Source organism: Kitasatospora sp. NPDC057595 (assembly GCF_042800875.1).
Taxonomy (GTDB): domain Bacteria; phylum Actinomycetota; class Actinomycetes; order Streptomycetales; family Streptomycetaceae; genus Kitasatospora.
Window position 1 is genome coordinate 17202 of the sequence record NZ_JBHVGL010000012.1, and the last position, 20493, is coordinate 37694.

Annotated in this window: 14 protein-coding genes and 1 pseudogene; 12 read left to right on the forward strand and 3 right to left on the reverse strand. The window is 71.0% G+C overall.

What is annotated here, in order from left to right; all coding sequences use genetic code 11:
* Positions 1-1388 (reverse strand): hypothetical protein (locus tag ACFU9E_RS19170; RefSeq protein ID WP_380715180.1); only part of this gene is annotated, 1388 nt, incomplete at its 3' end.
* 196 nt (positions 1389-1584) lie between these two features.
* Between ACFU9E_RS19170 and ACFU9E_RS19175 the strand changes: the two are divergent.
* A pseudogene (locus tag ACFU9E_RS19175) lies at positions 1585-2265 on the forward strand (AAA family ATPase); the annotation flags it as partial.
* A 348-nt stretch (positions 2266-2613) separates the two neighbouring features.
* Here the strand turns inward: ACFU9E_RS19175 and ACFU9E_RS19180 are convergent.
* Positions 2614-2976: a hypothetical protein gene (locus ACFU9E_RS19180; protein WP_380715182.1), complete on the reverse strand. Its 363-nt coding sequence runs from the start codon at positions 2974-2976 to the stop codon at positions 2614-2616.
* Between the two features lie 808 nt (positions 2977-3784).
* Here ACFU9E_RS19180 and ACFU9E_RS19185 point away from each other — a divergent pair.
* The 11 genes from ACFU9E_RS19185 (at position 3785) to ACFU9E_RS19235 (ending at position 19951) form a co-directional block, all read left to right on the forward strand.
* Positions 3785-4627 carry a LuxR C-terminal-related transcriptional regulator gene (locus ACFU9E_RS19185; protein ID WP_380715184.1) on the forward strand — a complete coding sequence of 281 codons (843 nt, stop codon included), beginning with the start codon at positions 3785-3787 and terminating at the stop codon, positions 4625-4627.
* 237 nt (positions 4628-4864) lie between these two features.
* Positions 4865-6694: a sulfatase-like hydrolase/transferase gene (locus tag ACFU9E_RS19190; RefSeq protein ID WP_380681378.1), complete on the forward strand. Its 1830-nt coding sequence runs from the start codon at positions 4865-4867 to the stop codon at positions 6692-6694.
* A 456-nt stretch (positions 6695-7150) separates the two neighbouring features.
* Positions 7151-14821: a ricin-type beta-trefoil lectin domain protein gene (locus ACFU9E_RS19195; protein ID WP_380681380.1), complete on the forward strand. Its 7671-nt coding sequence runs from the start codon at positions 7151-7153 to the stop codon at positions 14819-14821.
* Positions 14818-15321 (forward strand): hypothetical protein, encoded by a 504-nt coding sequence (locus ACFU9E_RS19200; RefSeq protein ID WP_380681382.1) that lies wholly within the window; start codon positions 14818-14820, stop codon positions 15319-15321. The genes ACFU9E_RS19195 and ACFU9E_RS19200 overlap by 4 nt, the downstream gene beginning before the upstream one ends.
* A gap of 67 nt (positions 15322-15388) precedes the next feature.
* Positions 15389-15697 carry a hypothetical protein gene (locus tag ACFU9E_RS19205; protein WP_380681384.1) on the forward strand — a complete coding sequence of 103 codons (309 nt, stop codon included), beginning with the start codon at positions 15389-15391 and terminating at the stop codon, positions 15695-15697.
* A 307-nt stretch (positions 15698-16004) separates the two neighbouring features.
* On the forward strand, positions 16005-16526 hold the full coding sequence (locus ACFU9E_RS19210) for a hypothetical protein (protein WP_380681386.1): 522 nt from the start codon (positions 16005-16007) through the stop codon (positions 16524-16526).
* A 305-nt stretch (positions 16527-16831) separates the two neighbouring features.
* Positions 16832-17140 carry a hypothetical protein gene (locus tag ACFU9E_RS19215; RefSeq protein ID WP_380681388.1) on the forward strand — a complete coding sequence of 103 codons (309 nt, stop codon included), beginning with the start codon at positions 16832-16834 and terminating at the stop codon, positions 17138-17140.
* Positions 17141-17370: 230 nt separating this feature from the next.
* Positions 17371-17904, forward strand: a complete 534-nt coding sequence (locus tag ACFU9E_RS19220) for a hypothetical protein (RefSeq protein ID WP_380681390.1) — start codon at positions 17371-17373, stop codon at positions 17902-17904.
* A gap of 66 nt (positions 17905-17970) precedes the next feature.
* Positions 17971-18204, forward strand: a complete 234-nt coding sequence (locus ACFU9E_RS19225) for a hypothetical protein (RefSeq protein ID WP_380681392.1) — start codon at positions 17971-17973, stop codon at positions 18202-18204.
* A gap of 416 nt (positions 18205-18620) precedes the next feature.
* The gene (locus ACFU9E_RS19230; protein WP_380681394.1) at positions 18621-19799 is read left to right on the forward strand and encodes a Cmx/CmrA family chloramphenicol efflux MFS transporter; all 1179 of its coding nucleotides are present in this window, start codon (positions 18621-18623) and stop codon (positions 19797-19799) included.
* Complete coding sequence (locus tag ACFU9E_RS19235; RefSeq protein ID WP_380681396.1) at positions 19796-19951, forward strand: hypothetical protein; 156 nt, start codon at positions 19796-19798, stop codon at positions 19949-19951. Before ACFU9E_RS19230 ends, ACFU9E_RS19235 begins: the two co-directional genes overlap by 4 nt.
* A gap of 13 nt (positions 19952-19964) precedes the next feature.
* Here ACFU9E_RS19235 and ACFU9E_RS19240 read toward each other — a convergent pair whose 3' ends face one another.
* Positions 19965-20285, reverse strand: a complete 321-nt coding sequence (locus ACFU9E_RS19240; protein ID WP_380681398.1) for a hypothetical protein — start codon at positions 20283-20285, stop codon at positions 19965-19967.
* Between the last annotated feature and the right edge of the window lie 208 nt (positions 20286-20493).

Sequence of the window (20493 nt, forward strand, 5' to 3'; positions counted from 1 at the left end):
GGACCCCGGAAGACGTTGATGCCGCTCGCCGGGAACTCGATCCCGCCGTCGGCCTCGCCCCGACCCCGCACCTGCCGCGACTTCACCGTGTCCGCGTCCACCGTGCCCAGGTCCCGGTTCGGGCCGTGGAACACCTCGATGCCGGTGTCCGGGAAGTCGATCCAGCCGGCGCTGTCGGTCCGCCCCTGCACCCACTTGGTCTTCACGCTGCTCACGTCGGCCTGGTTCGCGGTGACGTTGCCCGCCTCCTGCTGCGGACCCCGGAAGACGTTGATGCCGCTCGCCGGGAACTCGATCCCGCCGTCGGCCTCGCCCCGACCCCGCACCTGCCGCGACTTCACCGTGTCCGCATCGACCGTGCCCGGATCCCGACCGGGACCGTGGAACACCTCAACGCCCGTCTGCGGGAAGTCGATCCATCCGTCGGCCTCACCCCGGCCCCGCACCAGCACCGTCTTCACGCTCTGGACGTCGGTACTGTCGGCCACGACCCTGCCCGGGACGTGGTTCCCGCCCTGGACCTTCTGGACCTCCACGCCGTCCTCGGTGAAGCGGACGCGTCCCTTCTCCGTCACACCCTCGATCCACGGCGTGCGCGTGCCACTCCCGAACTCGGGGACCAGGGCGTGCACGGTGGTGGTGAGGAAGTAGCCCGCCTGCGGCCGCCCGGCGTCGGCCGCCGCGGCCACCAGGGTGTAGGTGGTGCCCCGCTTCGGGGCGTCGAGGAACGGGGAGTAGCTGTCCTGCGTCACCGGGCCCTGCCGGGACGCCGGAGCGTGGTGGACCTCGTTCCCCACGGCGTCGAGCACCCAGTAGTCGAGGTTGTTGGGTCCGTCCCACTGCAGAACGAGGGGGGCCGCGGCGTCCGTGTCCAGCAGCGAGGTCTCCGCGCGGAAGTTGCGCGGCGCCTTCGACGTCTGCTTGGTCACTCCCAGGGTCGTGGTGTAGTGGCCCGACCGTTCGGCCACCACGGCGTCCCCGCCGTAGGACCGCTCGTGGATGCTCAGCCTGACCAGGCCCTCCGCGCGGGAGACGGGGATGTTCTCCAGCTTCAGGATCAGGGCCTCGCCGCCGCGCAGGGCCACCCAGTCGTCGTAGGGGTCCTTCGCCCGGAACCGCGAGTCGCTCTCCCGCACGACGGACGGCGCCACCCGCCAGACCCGCCCGCCCGTCTGGCTGATGCTCGCGTTGATCGCGGCGGGATTCTCCGTCAGGTGCTCGGGGTCCTTGCCGGTGGGGATCTCGATCTCGATGTACTGCCAGTTCACCGAAGCCTGGTGACTGTTGGACGCGATCACGTACACCGTCCCGACCGACGGGACCCCGTCGGTGGAGACTTGGAGCGATGTCGGATCCGTGACGATCTCGTAGTGCAGCAGAGCGGGCACGAGAGGACTCCCAACCTCGGCGTTTCACACGATGCGGGCAGGACGCGCGGCGGAGGACCGGTACGGGGGGTACGGGGAAGCGATGCCGACTGGCCTTCCGACGGTACGCGTGGTCCGGCGGCCCACGAACCGCGACGCCGGGAGCTGACCCGAACCGGACCCATGCTGGCCTGAACCACCTTGAGGCGTCTTACAGATGACGGAACATCAGCCCCGAGGCGAACGCGCGGCCCACGGCCGGGCCCGAGGCCGCCCGCAGCGGACCGGCAGCGCCCTGGCCCACGCGGTCCGCACCCTCCGGCTCAAGATCGTGTCCAGCATTCGCGTCCGGCATACTGGTCGCGGCCAGGGCATTCACGCCCGCGCGGAGGCACGCCCCCGCCCGAACGGAGGGCGGCTCCGGAGCGACGGCGGCGCGGCAGACTCTGGAGAGGGGACAGCTGTGGACGACTGGCGCGCGTCCGGCGCACTCGGCACCGCGGAGCCGCTGATCGGCCGGGACGACGACCTGCGCCTGGTCCGCAACCGGCTGCGGATCGGGGCCGGCGGCGGTGCGCTGCTGCTGGCCGGGGAGGCCGGAGTCGGCAAGAGCGCCGTCCTGGACACGCTGGCCTCCTCCGCGCGGGCGAACGGCGTCCGGGTGCTCAGGGCGGCGGGTGTGGAGTTCGAGGCCGACTGCGGCTACTCCGGCCTGAACCAGATCCTCTTCCCGTTCCTGGGGGCCCTGGACCACCTCGACACCACGCTGCGCGACGCCCTGCGGGTGGCGCTCGGCTTCGACGGCGGCCGGGCGCCGGAGCAGCTGCTCGTCTCCAACGCCGTGCTGCGGCTGCTGCAGACGGTGGCCGGCGGGAAGCCGCTGCTGGTGGTCGTCGACGACCTCCCGTGGGTCGACCACGCCAGTACGGCGGTGCTCGGCTTCGTCGCCCGGCGGGTGGCCGGACTGGGCGTCAGCTTCGTGGCGGCGGCCCGCACCGGCGAGCCGCGCCCCAAGGGGGCCGACGCCCTCCCCGGCTACGACCTCCCGCCGCTCGACGACGAGTCGGCGGCGCGGCTGCTCGGCAACAGGTTCCCCGGCCTCGCCCGCGGCGCGCGCCGGCGGCTGCTGGCCGAGGCGGGCGGCAATCCGCTGGCGCTCCTGGAGCTGCCGGCCGCCCTGCGGCCCGCCGCCGCCGACTCCCCCGCCGTCCTGCCGCTCAGCAGCCGGCTGGAGACGCTGTTCGGCTCACGGGTCACCGGTCTGCCCGCCGCCGCCCGGCGGCTGCTCCTGCTGGCGGCCCTCGAAGGGACCGGTGACCTGGGCGTGCTGCAGGCGGCGGCCCGCCGCGCCGGGAGCGGGTCCGGCCTGGAGGACCTCGCGCCGGTCGAGCGCGAGCGGCTGGTGGAGATCGAGGAGGGCGGGCAGCGGCTGAGGTTCCGGCACCCGCTGATCCGCTCCGCCGTGGTGGCCCAGGCGCTGAGCAGCGAGCGGCGCGCCGCGCACACGGCGCTCGCCCACGCGCTCGCCGACCGGCCCGAGCGGCGCGCCTGGCACCTGGGCGAGGCCACGGTGGAGCCGGACGAGGAGGTCGCGGCGTTGCTGGAGCACGCCGCGGGCCTGACCCTGCGCCGCGGGGACGCCGCCGGAGCGATGCGCACACTGATCCGCTCGGCGTCCCTCTCCCCCGCGGGCCCGAACCGCAGCCGCCGCCTCGCCGAGGCCGCCTACCTGGGCGCCGAGTCCACCGGGGCCCTGTCCAGTGCCCGCAAGCTCCTGGACGACGCCCGCCGGGCCGCCCCCGAGGCGTCGCTGCACTCCGCCACCGCTTCCGCGATGCTCATGCTGAACGGCGACGGCGACGTGGCGGCCGCCCACCGGCTGCTGACCGGCGCCATCGAGTCCGCGGCCGGGGCGCACGGCTACCGGGCCGACGACAAGGCGCTGGTCGACGCGCTGCACGTGCTGGCGGTGGTCTGCTTCTTCGGTGCCCGGCACGACCTGTGGCAGTTCTACTACCGGGCCGTCGGACGCCTCACCCCGCAGCCGCCGGCCGTGCTGGCCGTACTGGGACTGACCTTCTCCGATCCGGCCCGCACCGGGGCGGCGGCGCACGGGCAGCTCGACGCGCTCATGGCGTCGCTGTCCGGCGAGCCCGACCCGGTGCGGATCACCCGGGTCGGCACCGGCGCCCTCTACCTCGACCGTCTCGGCGAGGTCCGCGACGCGGCCTGGCAGGTGGTGCGGGCGGGGCGCGACGGCGGCCCGGCGCGACGGTACATCTCCTCCCTCATCCACCTCTGCCTGGACGACTACCTCACGGGGCGCTGGGACGAGGCCGTCGAGCTCGCCGACGAGGGGCTGGGGGCCTGCGAGGACCACGAGTACAGTGCCTTCGCCTGGTACTTCCTCTACATCCGTGCCATCGTCCTCGGCGCCCGCGGGCACGCGGAGGAGAGCCTGGCGACGGCCGGGCGGATCATCGGCTGGGCCGCGTCGCACGGCGCGGCCCTGCGCCGCGCACTACGCCCACCACGCCGCGGCCGTCGCGGCCCTGGGCCGCGGGGACTACGCGATCGCCCACGAGCACGCCGGCGCCGTCAGCCCCGCAGGCACCCTCGCCTCGCACGCCCCGCACGCCCTGTGGGTGGCCGCCCACCTGGTCGAGGCGGCCGTCCGCGGCAACCGGCGCGAGGAGGCCGCCGCGCACGTGCGGGCGATGCGCGAGGCCGGCCTCGCCGCCGTCTCCTCCCGGTACGCCATGCTGACGGAGGCGTCCGCCGCGCTGTGCGCCGAGGACGACGAGGAGGCGCTGCGGCTGTTCGCGCTGGCGCTCGGCACCCCGGGCGGCCAGCGGTGGCGCTTCGACCACGCCCGCGTCCAACTCGCCTACGGCGAGCGGCTGCGCCGGGCCCGGGCGACCGCCGCGTCGCGGGCCCCGCTGCGCGCCGCGCTGGCGGCCTTCGAGGAACTGGGCGCCCGGCCCTGGGCCGAGCGGGCGGTGAAGGAGCTGCGGGCGACCGGCTGGGGCAGGCGCCGCCCGGACGCCGCGCACGGCAGCGTACTGAGCGCCCAGGAACGGGAGATCGCCGATCTCGCCGCCACCGGCCTGACCAACAAGCAGATCGCCGAACGCCTCTTCGTCTCCCACCGCACGGTCGGCGCCCACCTCTACCAGATCTACCCGAAGCTCGGCATCACCTCCCGCGCCATGCTGCGCGACGCCCTCAACGCGCTGCCCGAGGACCCCGCCGTTCCCTGACCGGCGGACGTCGCGCACGGTCGCCGGCGAGGGCGCCGAGGACGCCAGGTAAAAGTGGCAGTACTGCCAAATGGCAGAACTGCAAACACTGGGCGACGGAATGCCGAAGGCCCGCGCAAGGCCTTGAGAACGCCCGGGGAGCCGTGGTTCGGTTCCGGTCATGACGTGTCCGAGCGACCGTCATCGCAGGTGGGCGGCATCGCGTGCACGCTCCACGACTCCTCCGAAAGGCCCCCGATGAGCTCGTCCCGGCCCAACATCCTGTGGACCGTCAGCGAAGACTGCCCGCCCCGCTTCGGCTGCTACGGCGACCCGCTCGCCACCACCCCCCACCTCGACGCCCTCGCCGAGCGGGGCACGCTGTTCACCAACGCCAACAGCCCCGCCCCGGTGTGCGCGCCCTCGCGCTTCGCCCTGCTGACCGGCGTCGCCCCGGAGAGCCACGGCCCCGCCCACCACCAGCGCGCCCGGGCGACCGTCCCCGACTGGATGACCACGTACCCGGAACTCCTGCGCGACCTCGGCTACTACTGCACCAACAACGTCAAGACCGACTACAACAGCGACACCGACCCGCAGGCCGTCTGGGCCGAGTCCTCCCGCACCGCGCACTGGCGCAACCGGCCCGACGGCGCCCCGTTCCTCGCGGTGTTCAACTACGACCCGACGCACGAGAGCGCCGTCTTCGGCCGCGACGAGTTCACCGTCGACCCCGCCGCCGTCCGGCTGCCCGCCTACCTGCCCGACACCCCCGAGATCCGCGGCGACTTCGCGCACTACTACCGCCACATCGCCGGGATGGACGCGTTCGTCGGGCAGCTCCTCGCCGAACTGGAGGAGGACGGCGAACTCGACAACACCATCGTCATCCACACCTCCGACCACGGCGGCGTCAACCCCCGCTCGAAGCGCTGGTGTTACGACGAGGGCCTGCACGTCCCGCTGATCGTCGCCGCCCCCGCCCGCCACGCGCACCGCTTCCCGGCCCCCGGCTCCCGGGTCGACGCCGCCGTGTCCACGCTCGGCATCCCGCCCACCCTGGTCGAACTCGCCGGCGGCACGGTGCCCGCCCACATGCGGGGCGAGAGCCTCGCCCGCACCTCCTTCGACACCGCCGGCGCGCTCGCCTTCTCCATGCGCAACCGGATGGACGAGCGCCCGGACATGATCCGCAGCGTCCGCGACGCCCGCTACCGGTACATCCGCAACTACGCGCCCCACCGCCCCTACGGAACGCACCAGGCCTTCGCCTGGCTCGCCGCCGGCTACCAGTCCTGGGAGACCGAGCACCTCGCCGGACGCCTCAACGACGTCCAGGACGCCTTCTGGCACGAGAAGCCGGGCGTGGAACTGTACGACTGCGCCACCGACCCGGACCAGATCCACAACCTCGCCGGCGACCCGGCGCACGCCGAGGTCGAGCAGCGGCTCGACGAGGCGCTGCGCGCCCACCTGCTCGACGTCCACGACAACGGCTTCCTGGGCGAGGACTCCCCCGCCGAGGGCTACCAGGCCTCCCGCGAACCCGGCGCCTACCCCCTCGCCCGCATCCTCGACCTCGCCGACGCCGTGGGCCGGCGCGACCCCGCCCTGATCCCCCGGTTCACCACCGCGCTCTCCGACCCGGACGCCACCGTGCGCCGCTGGGGCGCCATCGGCCTGCTGGCCCTGACCGCCGGCATCCCGACCGCCGAGGCCACCGAGGCCCTGCGCGCGACGGCCGCCGACGACACCGATCCGTACGTGCGCATCGCGTGCGCGGAAGCACTCGGCAAGCACACCGGCGACCCGGCGGGCGCCGCCCTCCTGGCCTCCCTCGTCGCGCCCGGCCACCCGGAGAGCGTCAGGGTCGAAGCCCTCAACTCCCTCACCGCGCTCGGCCCGACGGCGGCGGCCCCGCACCGCGACGTGGTGGCCGCGGCGGCCGAGGAGCCCCTGGAGTACGTCGGCAACGCCGCCCGCTACCTGCGGCTGCGCATCGACGGCACCTACACGCCCCGAACCGTGGTGCTCGACATCGAAGGCCTGCTCGCCCGCGCCGCCGCGGCCGGACGCACCCGCCCCTGACGACCGGACGGGACGGCGGCGCACCGGGTGGTGACCCCGCCCGGCGCGCCGCCGCGGCCGTGGCCGCGAACGATGGAACCGACAATTCCCCTTCCACCGGGCCGCTGATTCCCACTATAAATGGAGGAGGGGAATCCAGATCTCGGGCCACTGTCGGGCAATTCCGCCGACCCGGGAGATTTCCGGCTCTTCGGCCTATGGGCGACAAGGGCGCCCGAGAGGCCAAATTCCCACAGCTGGTACGACAAGGGCCAAGATTTGACCGGAATATGAGTCGCATGCGATTCATCGTTATTCGATCGAAACCCTTAAAGATTCCTGAGAACTCCAAAGGCATGAAAGGTTCTCTGCCGAGCCAGAAGGCTTGCACCGTCTTGGCACTCTCTCGACGAGGATCTGATGTCACGACGTTCCACGGTCTCGCCCACTGCGGCGGGCGGGACCCTCTCCATGTCCATGCGCTGGAAACGCGCCATGTCGGCGGCGGTGACGCTGGGTCTGCTGGTCCAGACCGGTGTGGCCGTCGAGGCGTTGGCCGCCTCCTCCGCCTTCGCGGCACCGGCCCCGGAAACACCGCAGGCCAATGCGGTGGCCGGCACGACCGCCGAAGCGCCCGACGAGGCCTCGGCCCTGCTGTCGGCCCGCCTTCAGGGTCGCCGTGTCGAAGTGGTGAGCGCGCGAACCGAGTCGACCACCCTTTGGGCGAACCCGGAGGGCACGCTCACCTCCGATCGCTCCACCGGACCGGTCCGGATGAAGTCCGGCGGCTCCTGGGTCGCGGTGGACACCACCCTGGCCCCGACGCCGACGGGCAAGGTGGCGCCGAAGGCCCACCCCGGCGCCCTCGTGCTCGAAGGCGGCGATCCCGCCGTCACGGTGGGCGACAGCCTGCCGGGTACCGACGGCGCGCCGGCCCCCGGGGATTCCCCCGCCTCGACCACCACCACGCTCCAGGAGCGCGAACTCGCCAGCTACGGCTCCGGCGACCAGAAGGTGGGCTTCGGCTGGCTGGGCAGGCTGCCCAAGCCGAAGCTGGAGGGCAACAAGGCGACGTACGTCGACGCCCGGCCGGGCGTCGACCTCGTGGTCAAGGCGACGCGGACCGGCTTCGAGCAGTTCCTGATCGTCAAGAACCGCTCCGCCGTCGCCCAGGCCAGCACGATGACGATCCCGATCGACACCACCGGCCTCAACGTCGCGGCGCAGCAGGACGGTTCGATCCAGCTGCTGGACAAGACGAGCGGCAGGCTCGTCGTGAAGATCCCCTCGCCGGTGATGTGGGACGCAGCGGTGGACCCGGCCTCGCAGGAGCACCTGAACCGCGCGCCGGTGACGATGCAGCTGCGCGGCCAGGGCGCGGACACCGAGCTGGTGTTCACCCCGGACGCGGCGTTCCTGGCCAACACCAGCACCCAGTACCCGGTCACCATCGACCCGGTGGTGGGCACCGTCACCACCACGTACGACACCTACGTCCAGAACAACGAGAACTGGGACGCCTCCGGCTCCGAGGACCTCAAGCTGGGCAGCTACAACGGCAGTGTCAAGGCGCGCTCGTACCTCACGATCCCGGGCGGCCAGTTCAACGGCAAGCAGATCATCGACGCCAAGCTGCACCTGTTCAACTACCACTCCTCCTACTGCACCCCGAAGCAGTGGGAGGTCTGGAACGCGGGCGGCGCGGCCTGGTGGACCCGGTGGGGCAACGAGCCCCAGTGGGGCCAGATGTGGACCCGGACGTACGAGACCTACGACGTCGACGGCGGTGACAGCCACCAGTGCACCGCGCCGGACGGCTCCGCCTGGACGAACACCGACGTCACGGACATGATCCGGTACTTCGCGCAGCACAACTCCGCCGACTACGGCCTGCTGCTGAAGGCGACGGACGAGAACAGCAACCTCTCCTGGAAGCGGTTCGGCTCCGCCGAGAGCGACGTCCCGCCGTACATCTCGATCACCTACAACGCGGTGCCGTCGGCGCCGTCCGGCATCGAGGTGCTGCCCTCGCAGCCGGGTGAGCCGCGGTACACCAACTCCGCGACGCCGCGCTTCCAGGTCCGCGCGGACGACCCCGACGACGGCACGGTCGGCGTGAACGTCGACCTGTGGCGCAACGGCAGCTTCGTCAACAGCATCTACCGGCAGGTCCCGGCCAACACCTACCTCCAGGTGGGCCCGGCCGACCTCGGTGTGGCGAAGCTGGACGAGGGCGTCCCGTACTCGGTGTGGACCAAGGTCTCCGACGCCAACTCGTCCTCCGGCTGGTCCGGCACGAGCTTCGTCGTCGACACCACCGCCCCCGGCACGCCGACCGTCACCTCCGCCGACTACCCGTCCGACGGGACGTGGCACGGCGCGGCCAACCAGGCCGGTTCGTTCACCTTCACCCCGCCCGCGGGGACGAACGACCTGGCCGCGTACGTCTACACCCTGGACGGCACCACGCCGGTGACGGTCAACGCCACGGCGGGTCTGACCACCTCGATCACCCCGGCCACCGACGGCCGGCGGGTGCTCAAGGTGCAGGCCAAGGACCGTGCGGGCAACCTCTCGCAGGCGGCCGAGTACGTGTTCCAGGTGGGCCAGGCCGGCATCAGCTCGCCGGTGAACGGCACCCAGGCGGCCAAGCGCGTCAAGCTTTCCGTCGACGCCCAGGCCCAGTACAAGCGGGTGGTCTACGAGTACCGCCGCGGCCCCGGCGCCACCGAGTACACGGTGCCCCGCGTCAACCTGACCAAGGCGGACAACACCCCGGTCACCGAGGACAAGCCGCTGCTGGCGGACCTCGGCCCGCACGCCAACTGGAACGTCCTGGACACCCTCGGCAACGTCGGCGGTGTCGTGCAGGTGCGCGCCAAGCTGTTCCCGCAGGACGGCTCCGGCAACGGCTACACCACCGTCTGGAACACCCTGACCGTGGACCGCAACGCCGACGGCGCCGCGAGCGCCGACGCGGGCCCGGGATCCGTGAACCTGCTCACCGGTGACTACAGCACCAGCGCCACCGACACCAGCGCGTTCGGCATGTCCGTCACCCGTACCTCCTCTTCGCGGGGCACGGACCGCGGCTGGCAGCCGCAGGGTGAGCGCCTGACCACCAACCAGCGCCAGATCGGCACCGACACGGCCGGCTTCACCGCCGGCCCGGCGGACATCAGCCGCTCGACCGCCCGCGGTCACGACAGCTCCACCGACTCGCTGCTGGTCAAGCCCAACGGCAACCAGAGCTCCTACGTCGAGATCGGCACGGGATACAACCTCGGCCAGGGCATGAAGCCGGGCCGGACCTACCGCCTCACCGGCTGGATCTACGTGCCGGGCACCACCGGCCTGAACCCCGACCGCGCCGACATAGGCCTGCGTCTCGTCGGCGTCCACCGCACGCCGGCCGGCTACACGGACGTGCCGTCGCCGAAGGCCTCGTTCACCGACGGCTGGCAGCAGCTGACCGTCGACATGACCGTCCCCAAGGACGCCACCGAGGCCTGGTTCCGGCTGATCAACGGCTTCGCCGCACCGGACAAGGAGGTCTTCTTCGACGACCTGTCGCTGAAGGAGATCGTCGCGCCGTTCGGTCCGCAGTGGGCCGGCGGCCCCGACGCGGGCGCCGGCTCCGACTTCCGCTCGCTGTCGTTCCCGCAGTCCGACCTGGTCGAGATCAAGGGCAACGACGACGGCACGCTTACCTTCGCCAAGGGCACCGACGGCACCTTCTTCCCGGAGCCGGGCGCGGAGTCGCTGACGCTCAAGGCCGTCGCGGCCACCTCCGGCGCGCTGCTGCTGAACAGCAGCGGCCAGTGCCTGGAGGTCCCGAACGGCGCGGCGGGCAACGGCGCCCACCTCCAGGCCACCACCTGCACCGGTGGCGCCAACCAGCAGTGGACCCGCGGCGACGACCAGACGTTGCGGCTGCTCGGCTACTGCCTGGACAACCCCTGGGGCCAGGTCGACAACGGCACCCAGCTGGTGCTGTGGGGCTGCAACGGCGGGGACAACCAGAAATGGGACGTCCGCACCGACGGCCAGATCATCAGCCTCCACTCCGGCAAGTGCCTGGACACCGACCACGGCGCCTCGGTCTGGGTGTGCTGGGCCGGCCCCAACCAGGTCTGGGACGTGCAGACCAACGCCACCACCTACGAGCTGACCGAGCTGGACGGGACCAAGACCGTCTTCGCCCGCCAGGCCGGCTCGAACAGCTACCAGGTGGTGAGTGAGATCGGTCCGGGCGCCCCCTCGGCGACCCGCTACCTGTACGACACCACCGACGGCCGCTCGCTCGTCAAGCGCGTCATCCCGCCGGTCGAGGCCGGGGTGGACGACGCCAACAAGTGCTCGGTGGAGCCGCTGCCGCGCGGCTGCGAGGTCATGGAGTACGAATACGCCAAGTCGACCACCGCGAACGCGACTTCTCCCGGTGACTACCTGGACCGCGTCAAGGCGGTCAAGGTGTGGTCGTGGAACCCGGCGACGTCGAAGGAGGAGGCCGTCGAGGTCGCGCACTACGCGTACGACGACAAGGGCCGCCTGGCCGAGACCTGGGACCCGCGCCTGACCCAGCCGCTGAAGACCACGTACGGCTACGACGACGCGGGCCGGGTCACCCGGGCCACGCCGGCGGGTCAGCTGCCGTGGAACTTCGACTTCGGCAAGGCCGCCGCCGACCAGGATCCGGGGCGCCTGCTCAAGGTCCGCCGCCAGGCCCTGACCCAGGGCTCGAAGAACCAGGTCAACGGCGAGACCGCCGTCAATGTCGTCTACGACGTACCGCTGACCAGCGGCACGGCCGGCGGTCCGTACGACCTGTCCGGCGCGGAGGTGGCGAAGTGGGCCCAGCTGGACGCCCCGACCGACGCCACCGCCGTCTTCGGGCCGGAGGACGACCCGGGCACCAACACGGCGACCGCCGTGAAGCCGGGCAAGGACGGCTACAAGCCGGCCACCGTGCACTACCTCAACGCCAACGGCCAGGAGGTCAACACCGCCACCCCGTCCGTCACTCCGGGCGGTGACATCGACACCAAGGAGTACGACCGCTACGGTCATGTGGTGCGATCCCTGGAGGCCACCAACCGCGCGATCGCGCTCGGCACCCACCCGGACACCGGCCGGTACGCGGCCGAGCTGAACCTCCCGACGGACTCCGCCGCCCGGGCCCGGCTGCTGGACACGCGCACCGTCTACACCGCCGACGGCCAGGACGTCGCGGAGACGCTCGGCCCGGTCTACCGCGCCTCGCTGACCGAGCAGGTCAACGGCCAGAGCACCCCGGTCACCTCGACCTGGGAGGCCGAGAAGCTGCCACAGCTCGGCGCCACCGCCCCGGTGCGGGTGGTCAACGACAACGGCGCGCTGACCTGGTCCGGCGGAGCGCAGCTCAGCCTGGCCGGCACGCAGGCGGGCGCCTACGACGTCATGCGCGTCAGCGTGCCGGAGGAGGGCGAGTACGTGCTCTCCGGCCAGCTGACCCGCTTCAACGACCACGGCGTCATCCAGTTCGCGATCGACGGCCAGAACGTCGGCCAGCCGATCGACACCTTCGACGCCAACCCGGCCGGCTCGACGGCCCCCTACACGGCCGGCCAGTCCGTCCGGCTGACCCGTGGTGACCACGAGCTCAAGGTCACCGTCACCGGCACCAACGCGGGCACCCAGGGCGACCGCTACCACGCGGGCCTGGACACCATCACGCTGACCAAGAGCACCGTCAACCCGACGCTCGCCGCCGGGGCGCCGGTGGTGGTCCGCGACCACAACACCAACACCTACGACGAGCAGAAGCCCGACGGCCAGGCTTACCACCTGGTCACCACGGCCACCGACGGCGCCCGCATCGACGGCTACGCCGCGGACGCGGAGGTGCGGGTCACCCAGAACGGCTACGGTACGCCGCTCGGCGGGACGTCCGGCTGGACGTTGAAGAAGCCGACCACGGTGACCACCGACGCGCTGGGCGCCAAGCTCACCACCACGACCCGCTACGACGCGCAGGGCCGCACCGAGGAGGTCCGGGTCCCGGGCTCCGACACGGCGGACGCCTCCACCGTCAAGTCGGTCTACTACACGGCGGGCGCCAACGCCGCCAACGCGGCCTGCGCCAACCGCCCGGAGTGGGCCGGCCAGCCGTGCGTCACCGCACCGGGTGCCGCGATCACCGGCGGCGACGCGGCGCGGATGCCGACCACCCTGCCGGTCAAGCAGGTCACCCGCTACTCGCGCACCGGCCGTCCCGAGGAGGTCGTGGAGACCAACGCGGGCAAGACCCGCAAGACCAGCACCACCTACGACGCCGTCGACCGCACCGTCTCCACCGAGGTCACCGGCGACGAGGGCCAGGCCGTGCCGAAGGCCGTCACCGCCTACGACCCGGCGACGGGCGAGGCCGTGTCGACCACGGCGGGCGGCAAGTCGATCACCACCGTCAAGGACGTCCTCGGCCGCACGATCTCCTACACCGACGCGGACGGCGCGACCACCACGACCGAGTACGACAAGTTCGGCAAGCCGGTCAAGGTCACCGACCCTACCGGCGTCACCACCTACACCTACGACCGCGCCAAGGAGCCGCGCGGTCTGCTCACCTCGGTGAACGACAGCAAGGCCGGTGAGTTCACGGCCAAGTACAGCCCGGACGGCCAGCTCGTCGAGCAGACCTACCCCGGCGGCATCGTCCGCAAGGACACCCTGAACGCCTCCGGCAAGGCCGTCGCCCGCACCTACGCCCGCACCTCCGACGGCAAGGTCGTCTGGGCGCAGAACGAGGAGCTCTCCACCCAGGGGCAGGTGACCAAGGACAGCAGCACCAACGGCATCAAGTCCTACGCCTACGACCGCCTCGGCCGGCTGATCAAGGCGGAGCAGTCCACGGTCGCCGCCGGCTGCACCACCCGCACCTACACCTACGACGTCCACTACAACCGCACCGCGAAGAGCACCACCGGCCCGGCCGCCGACGGCACCTGCACCACCACCGGTGCCACCACGGTGAACTCCACCTACGACAGCGCGGACCGGATCACCACCGCGGGCTACACCTACGACGCGTTCGGCCGCACGCTCACCACGCCGAGCGGCACGGCCCTCGGCTACCGCGTCAACGACCTGGTCGCCAGCCAGGAGACCGCGACCACCAAGCAGACCTGGACCCTCGACCCCGCCGGCCGCCTCAACGGCAGCACCACCGCCACCAAGCAGGCCGACGGCACCTGGTCCACCACCGCCACCCGCCTGAACCACTACAGCGGAACCAGCGACAACCCGCAGTGGACCGTCGAAGACGCTGCCGGCGCCTGGACCCGCAACGTCCCCGGCACCGACGGCGACCTCGCCGCCACCGCCACCAACACGGGAGCGATCAAACTCCAACTCACCAACCTCTTCGGCTCGGTGGTGCTCGTCACGGACACCGCCCTCACCACCCCCGTCCTCCTCGACGCCGACGAGTACGGCACCCCGGCCACCGCCCAGGCAGCCACCCGCTACGGCTGGCTCGGCGCCAAGCAACGCTCCGCCGAAGCCCAGGACGGCATCGTCCTCATGGGCGTCCGCCTCTACAACCCCGCCACCGGCCGCTTCCTCTCCGTGGACCCCGTCCCCGGTGGCAGCGCCAACGCCTACGCGTACCCGTGCGACCCGATCGGGCAGTACGACCTCGACGGGCGGGCGTGGCGATGGAAGCCGATCATCAGGACGAAGGTGACGGTGAACCCGGTCAAGGCGGTGAAGCTGGTCGGGCGGAAGATCACGGAGGGTGCCAAGATCATGGGCAGCACCTTCGTCCGGACGGTCGCGGTGGCGCAGACGGCAGCTGTTGACGCCACGATGATCAACGTGGCGCCCGTCCTCGGGTACCAGTGCAGCGGCGGCTTGGCTTTCCGCGTCTGCCGGGGTGGAGTCGGACTGCACAGCCGAGGTGGTACGACGATCGGATCGAGCTACTTCACCAGCAACAACCCCGACATGGTTTCGCAGCAGCGGCTTGCCCACGAGCGGCAGCACGCCCAGCAATGGCGCACCTTCGGCCAGCTGTTCCCCTTCCTGTACTTTGGCTCAGGGGTGAACCCGTGTGGGAACATCTGGGAGCGCCAGGCCAATCTTCAGCTTGGGGGATACCGATGCCCTTGAGGCGTACCATCTCGGCCGGCCTCGGCACGATCGGCGCATTGGCATTGAGCGGCTGCTTCATGTCGGACCCGGAGCCGCCCTACCTCGGCTTCCGGGTATCCACGGGACAGGTCGAGATGTTCGTTCCGCTCTGCCAGGGTGAATCGATCACCGAGATAAGCGGCGCTGATGTGACCGGCAAGCGTCGGGAGCTGTTCACTGCCGCACGCCCGACGGTGCCCGAAGCGGGCGTTGGGAGGGTCGTGGTCCTGGGAGCGTCGGACTCCGGGCACTCGGCCTGGGTGCCGACAGGATTCGCCGAGCGGAAGGTCCATGAGGAGGTGCCGGCCCTTCCGAAGCTCCTGGAAGTCAGCTACCGATCCGCTCTCGCCGATTCGGCGGGAGTGGTCGACACGGAGAAGGCCGCAGACGTCCAGACGCCCGGTCAGTACTGGACCCGCAAGGGAGCCCGTACGGCCGAGCAGATCAGCCGCCAGCTCAAGTGCAACGCCACGCGGTAGTACTGAGCAGCGAACCGGTCGGGCTGGAGATCCGGTCCGCCCGACAGCGCCGTCGTCCGGAGGTCTCATGGTTGATCGCGAACTCTGCGGGTCGAACAGGCACCTCGTCGTCAAGGCCGAACCGTTGGACGGTCCGATCCATGCCGTTTCAGGGTGGAGTGCGCTGAAGTGCAGCCTTGCAGGCATAGGATTCATGGCCGCTTTCTCGGCCTTCCTGTTCGTGGTCGCCGGCGTGACTCCCGGAGTCTTCGTCATCACCCTTTCGCTGGCCCTGTTGGTCGTATGCTCAGCCTGCTTCTTGGTAGCGGGGCACAACTTCTCATGCGCGGTCAAGAAATCACTGGTGACGGTGTTCGACTGGTGGCAGTCCATCTGACGGCCTTGAGGCGAGCAAGCCACTGATCCGGCTGCGTGCGGAACTGAACTGAACGAGAACACTGCCCGGTAGCCGCCCACCGGTCGGCTGCCGGGCAACACCGCTTTCGGCAGAGGGGACGGCGGCATGGCGACGGCGTACAGTCCGGGAGAGGGCCGACCGGTCCCGTTCCCTTGCCAAGGGTCCTTCGTCGGGCTGGACTCGGAGCACCCACCTTCGCGGCGGCGCGAGATCCGGAGGTAGCACGGTGATCCACTCCCGCTCGGCAAGAGCACTCGCAGCGGCCCTGTGCTTCACCGTCCTGGTGGTGCTCAGCCTCTACTGGGTCGGCATGCTGCCCACCGACTCCCTCGTGGGAACCACGGCCCGGGCCGGAGTCGGAGGAATGCTCGCCACGGCGACGATGGCTCTCTTCCGCTATCTCGTGTCCCTCATCCGTACGGGACAGGACGGCGGCGGGGACCCTGAGCCTCCCAACACACCTGGCCTGCAGCCCGGCCTCGGCAGGCATCCGATCGGCCCGCCAGATCCTCCCGGCGAGCAGAACCGGCGACGTTCTGCGGCGAATCGGTTCTGGGCTTGGGACCGGGCCATGGGTGGGCAGCGGCGTCCGACGCGGATCCAGAAATGGGTGGCCCGACACCCGGTCGGCACCGGCCTCTGCACCGCTGTGTTCTTCACCCTGTTCTTCTTGTTGCTGTCACTCCAGGAGCCGAACGCCCTGGTCGCTGTGATCTTCGGGCTGCTCATGGGGCTTGTCTTCGGTCTCACGGCGATCTCGGAACGGCTCCGGCAGCGTCGCCTCAAGCGTCTGGGAATGTGGGACTGATCCTGAGGGGGCCCGGGACCGAAGGAATGATCTTGTCCCCGGCCCAGGCTGGTGACCGGCCGGCGGTCTGCGCCCGCATGGTGCAGGCCGTCGCCCTTCTGTCGGCAGTCGCGGAGGAGCTTCCGGGCCGTCGGCGCTTCTCCGGTGGGGCCGGCGGCGTGGTGTCACCGTGCTGAGGGCGGGACCGTAGCATCGGGGGATGGTTCGAGCGCGTCATGGATCGACGCCGACGGGCAGTTGATCAGTTGGGGGGCAGGAGCACGAGTTCCGGTCCCCCGGCCGCGCGTGATCGGGGAGACACCGTGGTGGACAAGGCGCTGTGCGGTGCGACCGAACACGTGGTCGTCGAGGCCGATTTGAGGAACGGGCGGACCGGCCCTGTTTCCTTGGCCAGAGTCCTCCGCGAGGCCGGACTCGCAATCGTGTGCGTCGCGGGGCTTGCGGCGGTGCTGTTTGTGTTCGTCGGCACCGCACCGGGAATCGGAGTACTCGCCTTCGCTCTGGTGGGGGTGTTGCTCACCTGGATCGTCCTCGTGATCACGGGGCACAGGCCGGGGTGTGCTGCCAAGAAAGCGTTGGTTCTCTTCTTCGGATGGATGGACTTCGCCTTCTGAGGGCTGTCGCGTTCGGCGGACGTCGCGGCCGGCTGGGCGAGCTCTCCGACACGTCTGGATCGATCGACGCAAGTCATCGGCACCGGCGACCACCTGTCCGTGGTGGGCGGCGTCGGCCACGACGGTCGCCCGGGCACGATCGACTCCCATCCCATCTGGCTGATCCGGCTCCACGACGGTTTGATGGTCGAGATGTGGACCTACCACCGGAGCGGGGGCGAACGGATCTCATGAGGTTCGAACGGCACGTCGGGGTTGGGGAATGGCGGTCGCCGGCCAGGGAGCGCAAGCGCTGTGCGAGTGCGCAGACGGCTCTGGGTGAGGCCGTGCTCCTCCGGGGGCGGGCGACACAGGGCGGCGTCGAGGCGCAGTGGAACGGGTGGGAGGAGTGGGTGATCACCCTCGCGGGAGCCGAGATCGTCGTCCTGCGGGACATCGCCGTGCCGGGCCCCGCGGCATGCCGGAGGGTCTCGAAGGCGGTCCACGGCACACTCCGGGGCGCCGAGCTGAAGGTCTCCGGTCGACGCCCGCTCAGGCCCAGCGGCCGGTACGTCGTCTTCGAGACCCCGGGCGGATCCATCAGCTTCAGGCCCCAAGGGCTCGGCGTGAGAGTGCTGGGCGGGCAGGAGAACCTCCTCGCACACCGGGTCTCGGGTCGGTGGCAGGAGATGGTGCCGTCCGGGGACGTCATCGCCGCCGTCTGCGTTTTCGAATGGGGAGGGCTGGACCACTTCATGGATTCGCCGCTCATGGCCCTGTTGTAGCGATGCGTGTCCGAGAGCATGGGATCGAAACACCCATTGGGCGAGCAGAGGGAGAAGGGGTCGGTCATGGACGATCCGGAGCACAGCGGCGAGCAGGACGAGGGTCCCGTCGGGCGACCGCGCTGGGATCCTCTCAGCGATCGACGGTTCCGGGTGGAAGCGCTCGTGATCATTGTCGCGGTCGGAGTCCTCAGCGTGTGGCTCCTCCCCGACGGCCAGAGCCTGACGTCCCTTCCGCTCCTCGGGCTCATCCTCGGATGGCGTGGCAACGTCCGGAGGAGGAGGAACCGAGAGCCCTGACCGTTCCCGCTCGCCTGCACGCGGCTGCCGAACGTCGGTTTCCGCACCGATCGCACCCACCATCGGACCAGGAGCCGGGCGAGGTCACGACCCACGGGTGCTGATCGGGACTCGGCTGCGGCCGATGCGGGGCCCGATCGGTGTCGCCCCAGGTCTTCCGGGTCATGACGTTGATGACGCACCGAGAGCTGTGAAGCCGATGTACCTCGACGGCATCGATCAGGTACCGTGCGGGCCATGTCGAGTCCTGAGTCAGACACGGTGGGGGCTTTCGGTCACGCCGTCAGCCCCCTGAACCACTGAGTTCGTAGTCCTGCCGTCTCGCCGCGTTCTGCGGCCGGACGAGTGCGCCCCTGGGTGCTGACCGCGGTGACGAGATGACCTTCTCGTGCTTCTCCTCACCTCGGAGCCATTCGATGCCCCTCCCGCTGTATCTGCTCGCCGTGGCGATCTTCGCCATGGGCACCTCGGAATTCATGCTCGCCGGCCTCCTGCCGGACATCGCCTCGGACCTCGACGTGACAGTCGGGACAGCAGGCATGCTCACCTCGGCATTCGCGATCGGAATGACCGTCGGGGCCCCGCTCATGGCCGGGCTCGCCCGCAACCGGCCCGGACGGTCCAGTCTTCTGGGGTTCGTCCTCGTGTTCCTGGCAGCCCACGTCGTGGGCGCTACCTCCTGGAGCTTCCCGGTCCTGGTCGCGACCCGGGTGACCGCAGCACTCGCGTACGCGGGGTTCCTCGCCATAGCTCTGACGACTGCCACCACGCTGGTCTCACCCGACAGGAAGGGACGCGCGCTCGCCGTACTGTTGTCGGGCACCACCGTGGCCACGATCGCCGGTGTCCCAGGGGGGTCGGTGCTCGGCTCACTGTTCGGCTGGCGGGCCGCTTTCTGGGCCATCGCCGCTCTCTGTCTGCCCGCGACCATCGGCATCGTCCGAGGGATCCCGGCGCGACGTGTGCAGAAGGCCGCTGCTGACGGGCCGGCCTTGCGATCGGAACTCGCGCAGCTCAAGAGGCCACGGTTGCTCCTGATCATGCTGCTCGGCGCCATGGTGAACGCGGCAACCTTCGCCGGCTTCACCTTCCTCGCCCCCGTCGTGACCGACACCGCCGGGCTGGGCGAGCTATGGATCTCCGTCGTCCTGGTGCTCTTCGGTGCCGGGTCCTTCGCCGGGGTCACCGTCGCCGGCCGATGGTCCGACCAGCGCCCCGGTCCCGTCGTTGCGGTCGGCGGTCCGCTGCTGCTCATCGGCTGGCCGGCCCTGGCCGTGCTGGCCGACAGGCCGGTTGCTCTGCTCGCCCTCGTGTTCGTCCTGGGCGCGCTGTCGTTCGCGCTGGGCAGCACGCTGATCACCCGGGTGCTCTACGAGGCGGCAGCAGCGCCCACCATGGCCGGCTCCTACGCGACCGCCGCGCTCAACGCGGGCGCTGTTGTTGGACCCCTCATCGCCGCGAGAACCCTCAGCACGGCGGCCGGGGACCTCGGCCCGCTCTGGGCGAGCGGACTCCTTGTCCTGGTCACGCTACTTGTCGCGTTCCCCCTGCGCGGTGTGATCGCGGCGGATCGAAGCACCGAGGTGCCCCGGTGACGCACGCGATCGCCCCGTTGAGCATCGAGGGACGACGAAGGCTCGTCGAACGCTGCCGCACCCTCGTCCCGTACGACGGGAAGGGGAACCCGGTGCGGGCCGAGCGCGCGGTGCGTGACGCGGACAGGTCGCGCCGGGCCGACCGGAACTGACGCCCCTTCGGCCCTATTGGCCGGCGTCGCAGTCCTGGCAGCGGCTCACCGCGGAGCGCTTGAGGTTTCCCGCGGTGGCGTGCAGCGGGCCGGAGTCGGAGAGTCGGCGCCAGGCGCCCGGGGCTGGGTCCAACACCCATCCGTAGACGGGGGGTTGCACGTCGGCCGGGACGATGTGGGGGCAGCCGGGCAGGTGGGCCTTCCGGCTGGCGTGGATGATGATCGCCGACGGCGGCCAGCCGTCCCACTCGGCACCGGGAGCACCCACGGCAGCGGCCCGCGCGGGCGGGGCGCAGTCCGCGCAGTTGCTCAACTCGTGGCGGCAGTAGTCCATCGGTCCTCACTCCGTACGGCTCGCGCCCGAGTCTACGCAGCCACCGGCCGGACCGGTTCGAGCCGCCCAGTGGCCGGATCCGGCACTCCTCGCGGGATCCGGGAGCGGTTGAGACCAGTAGTGGGGCTTACCCCTGCTGAGTGCGTTGTTCGGCTACCTGGTGGATACCCGTCGCGCGCCGCCCGCCCCCATATCCGATTCTTCCCTT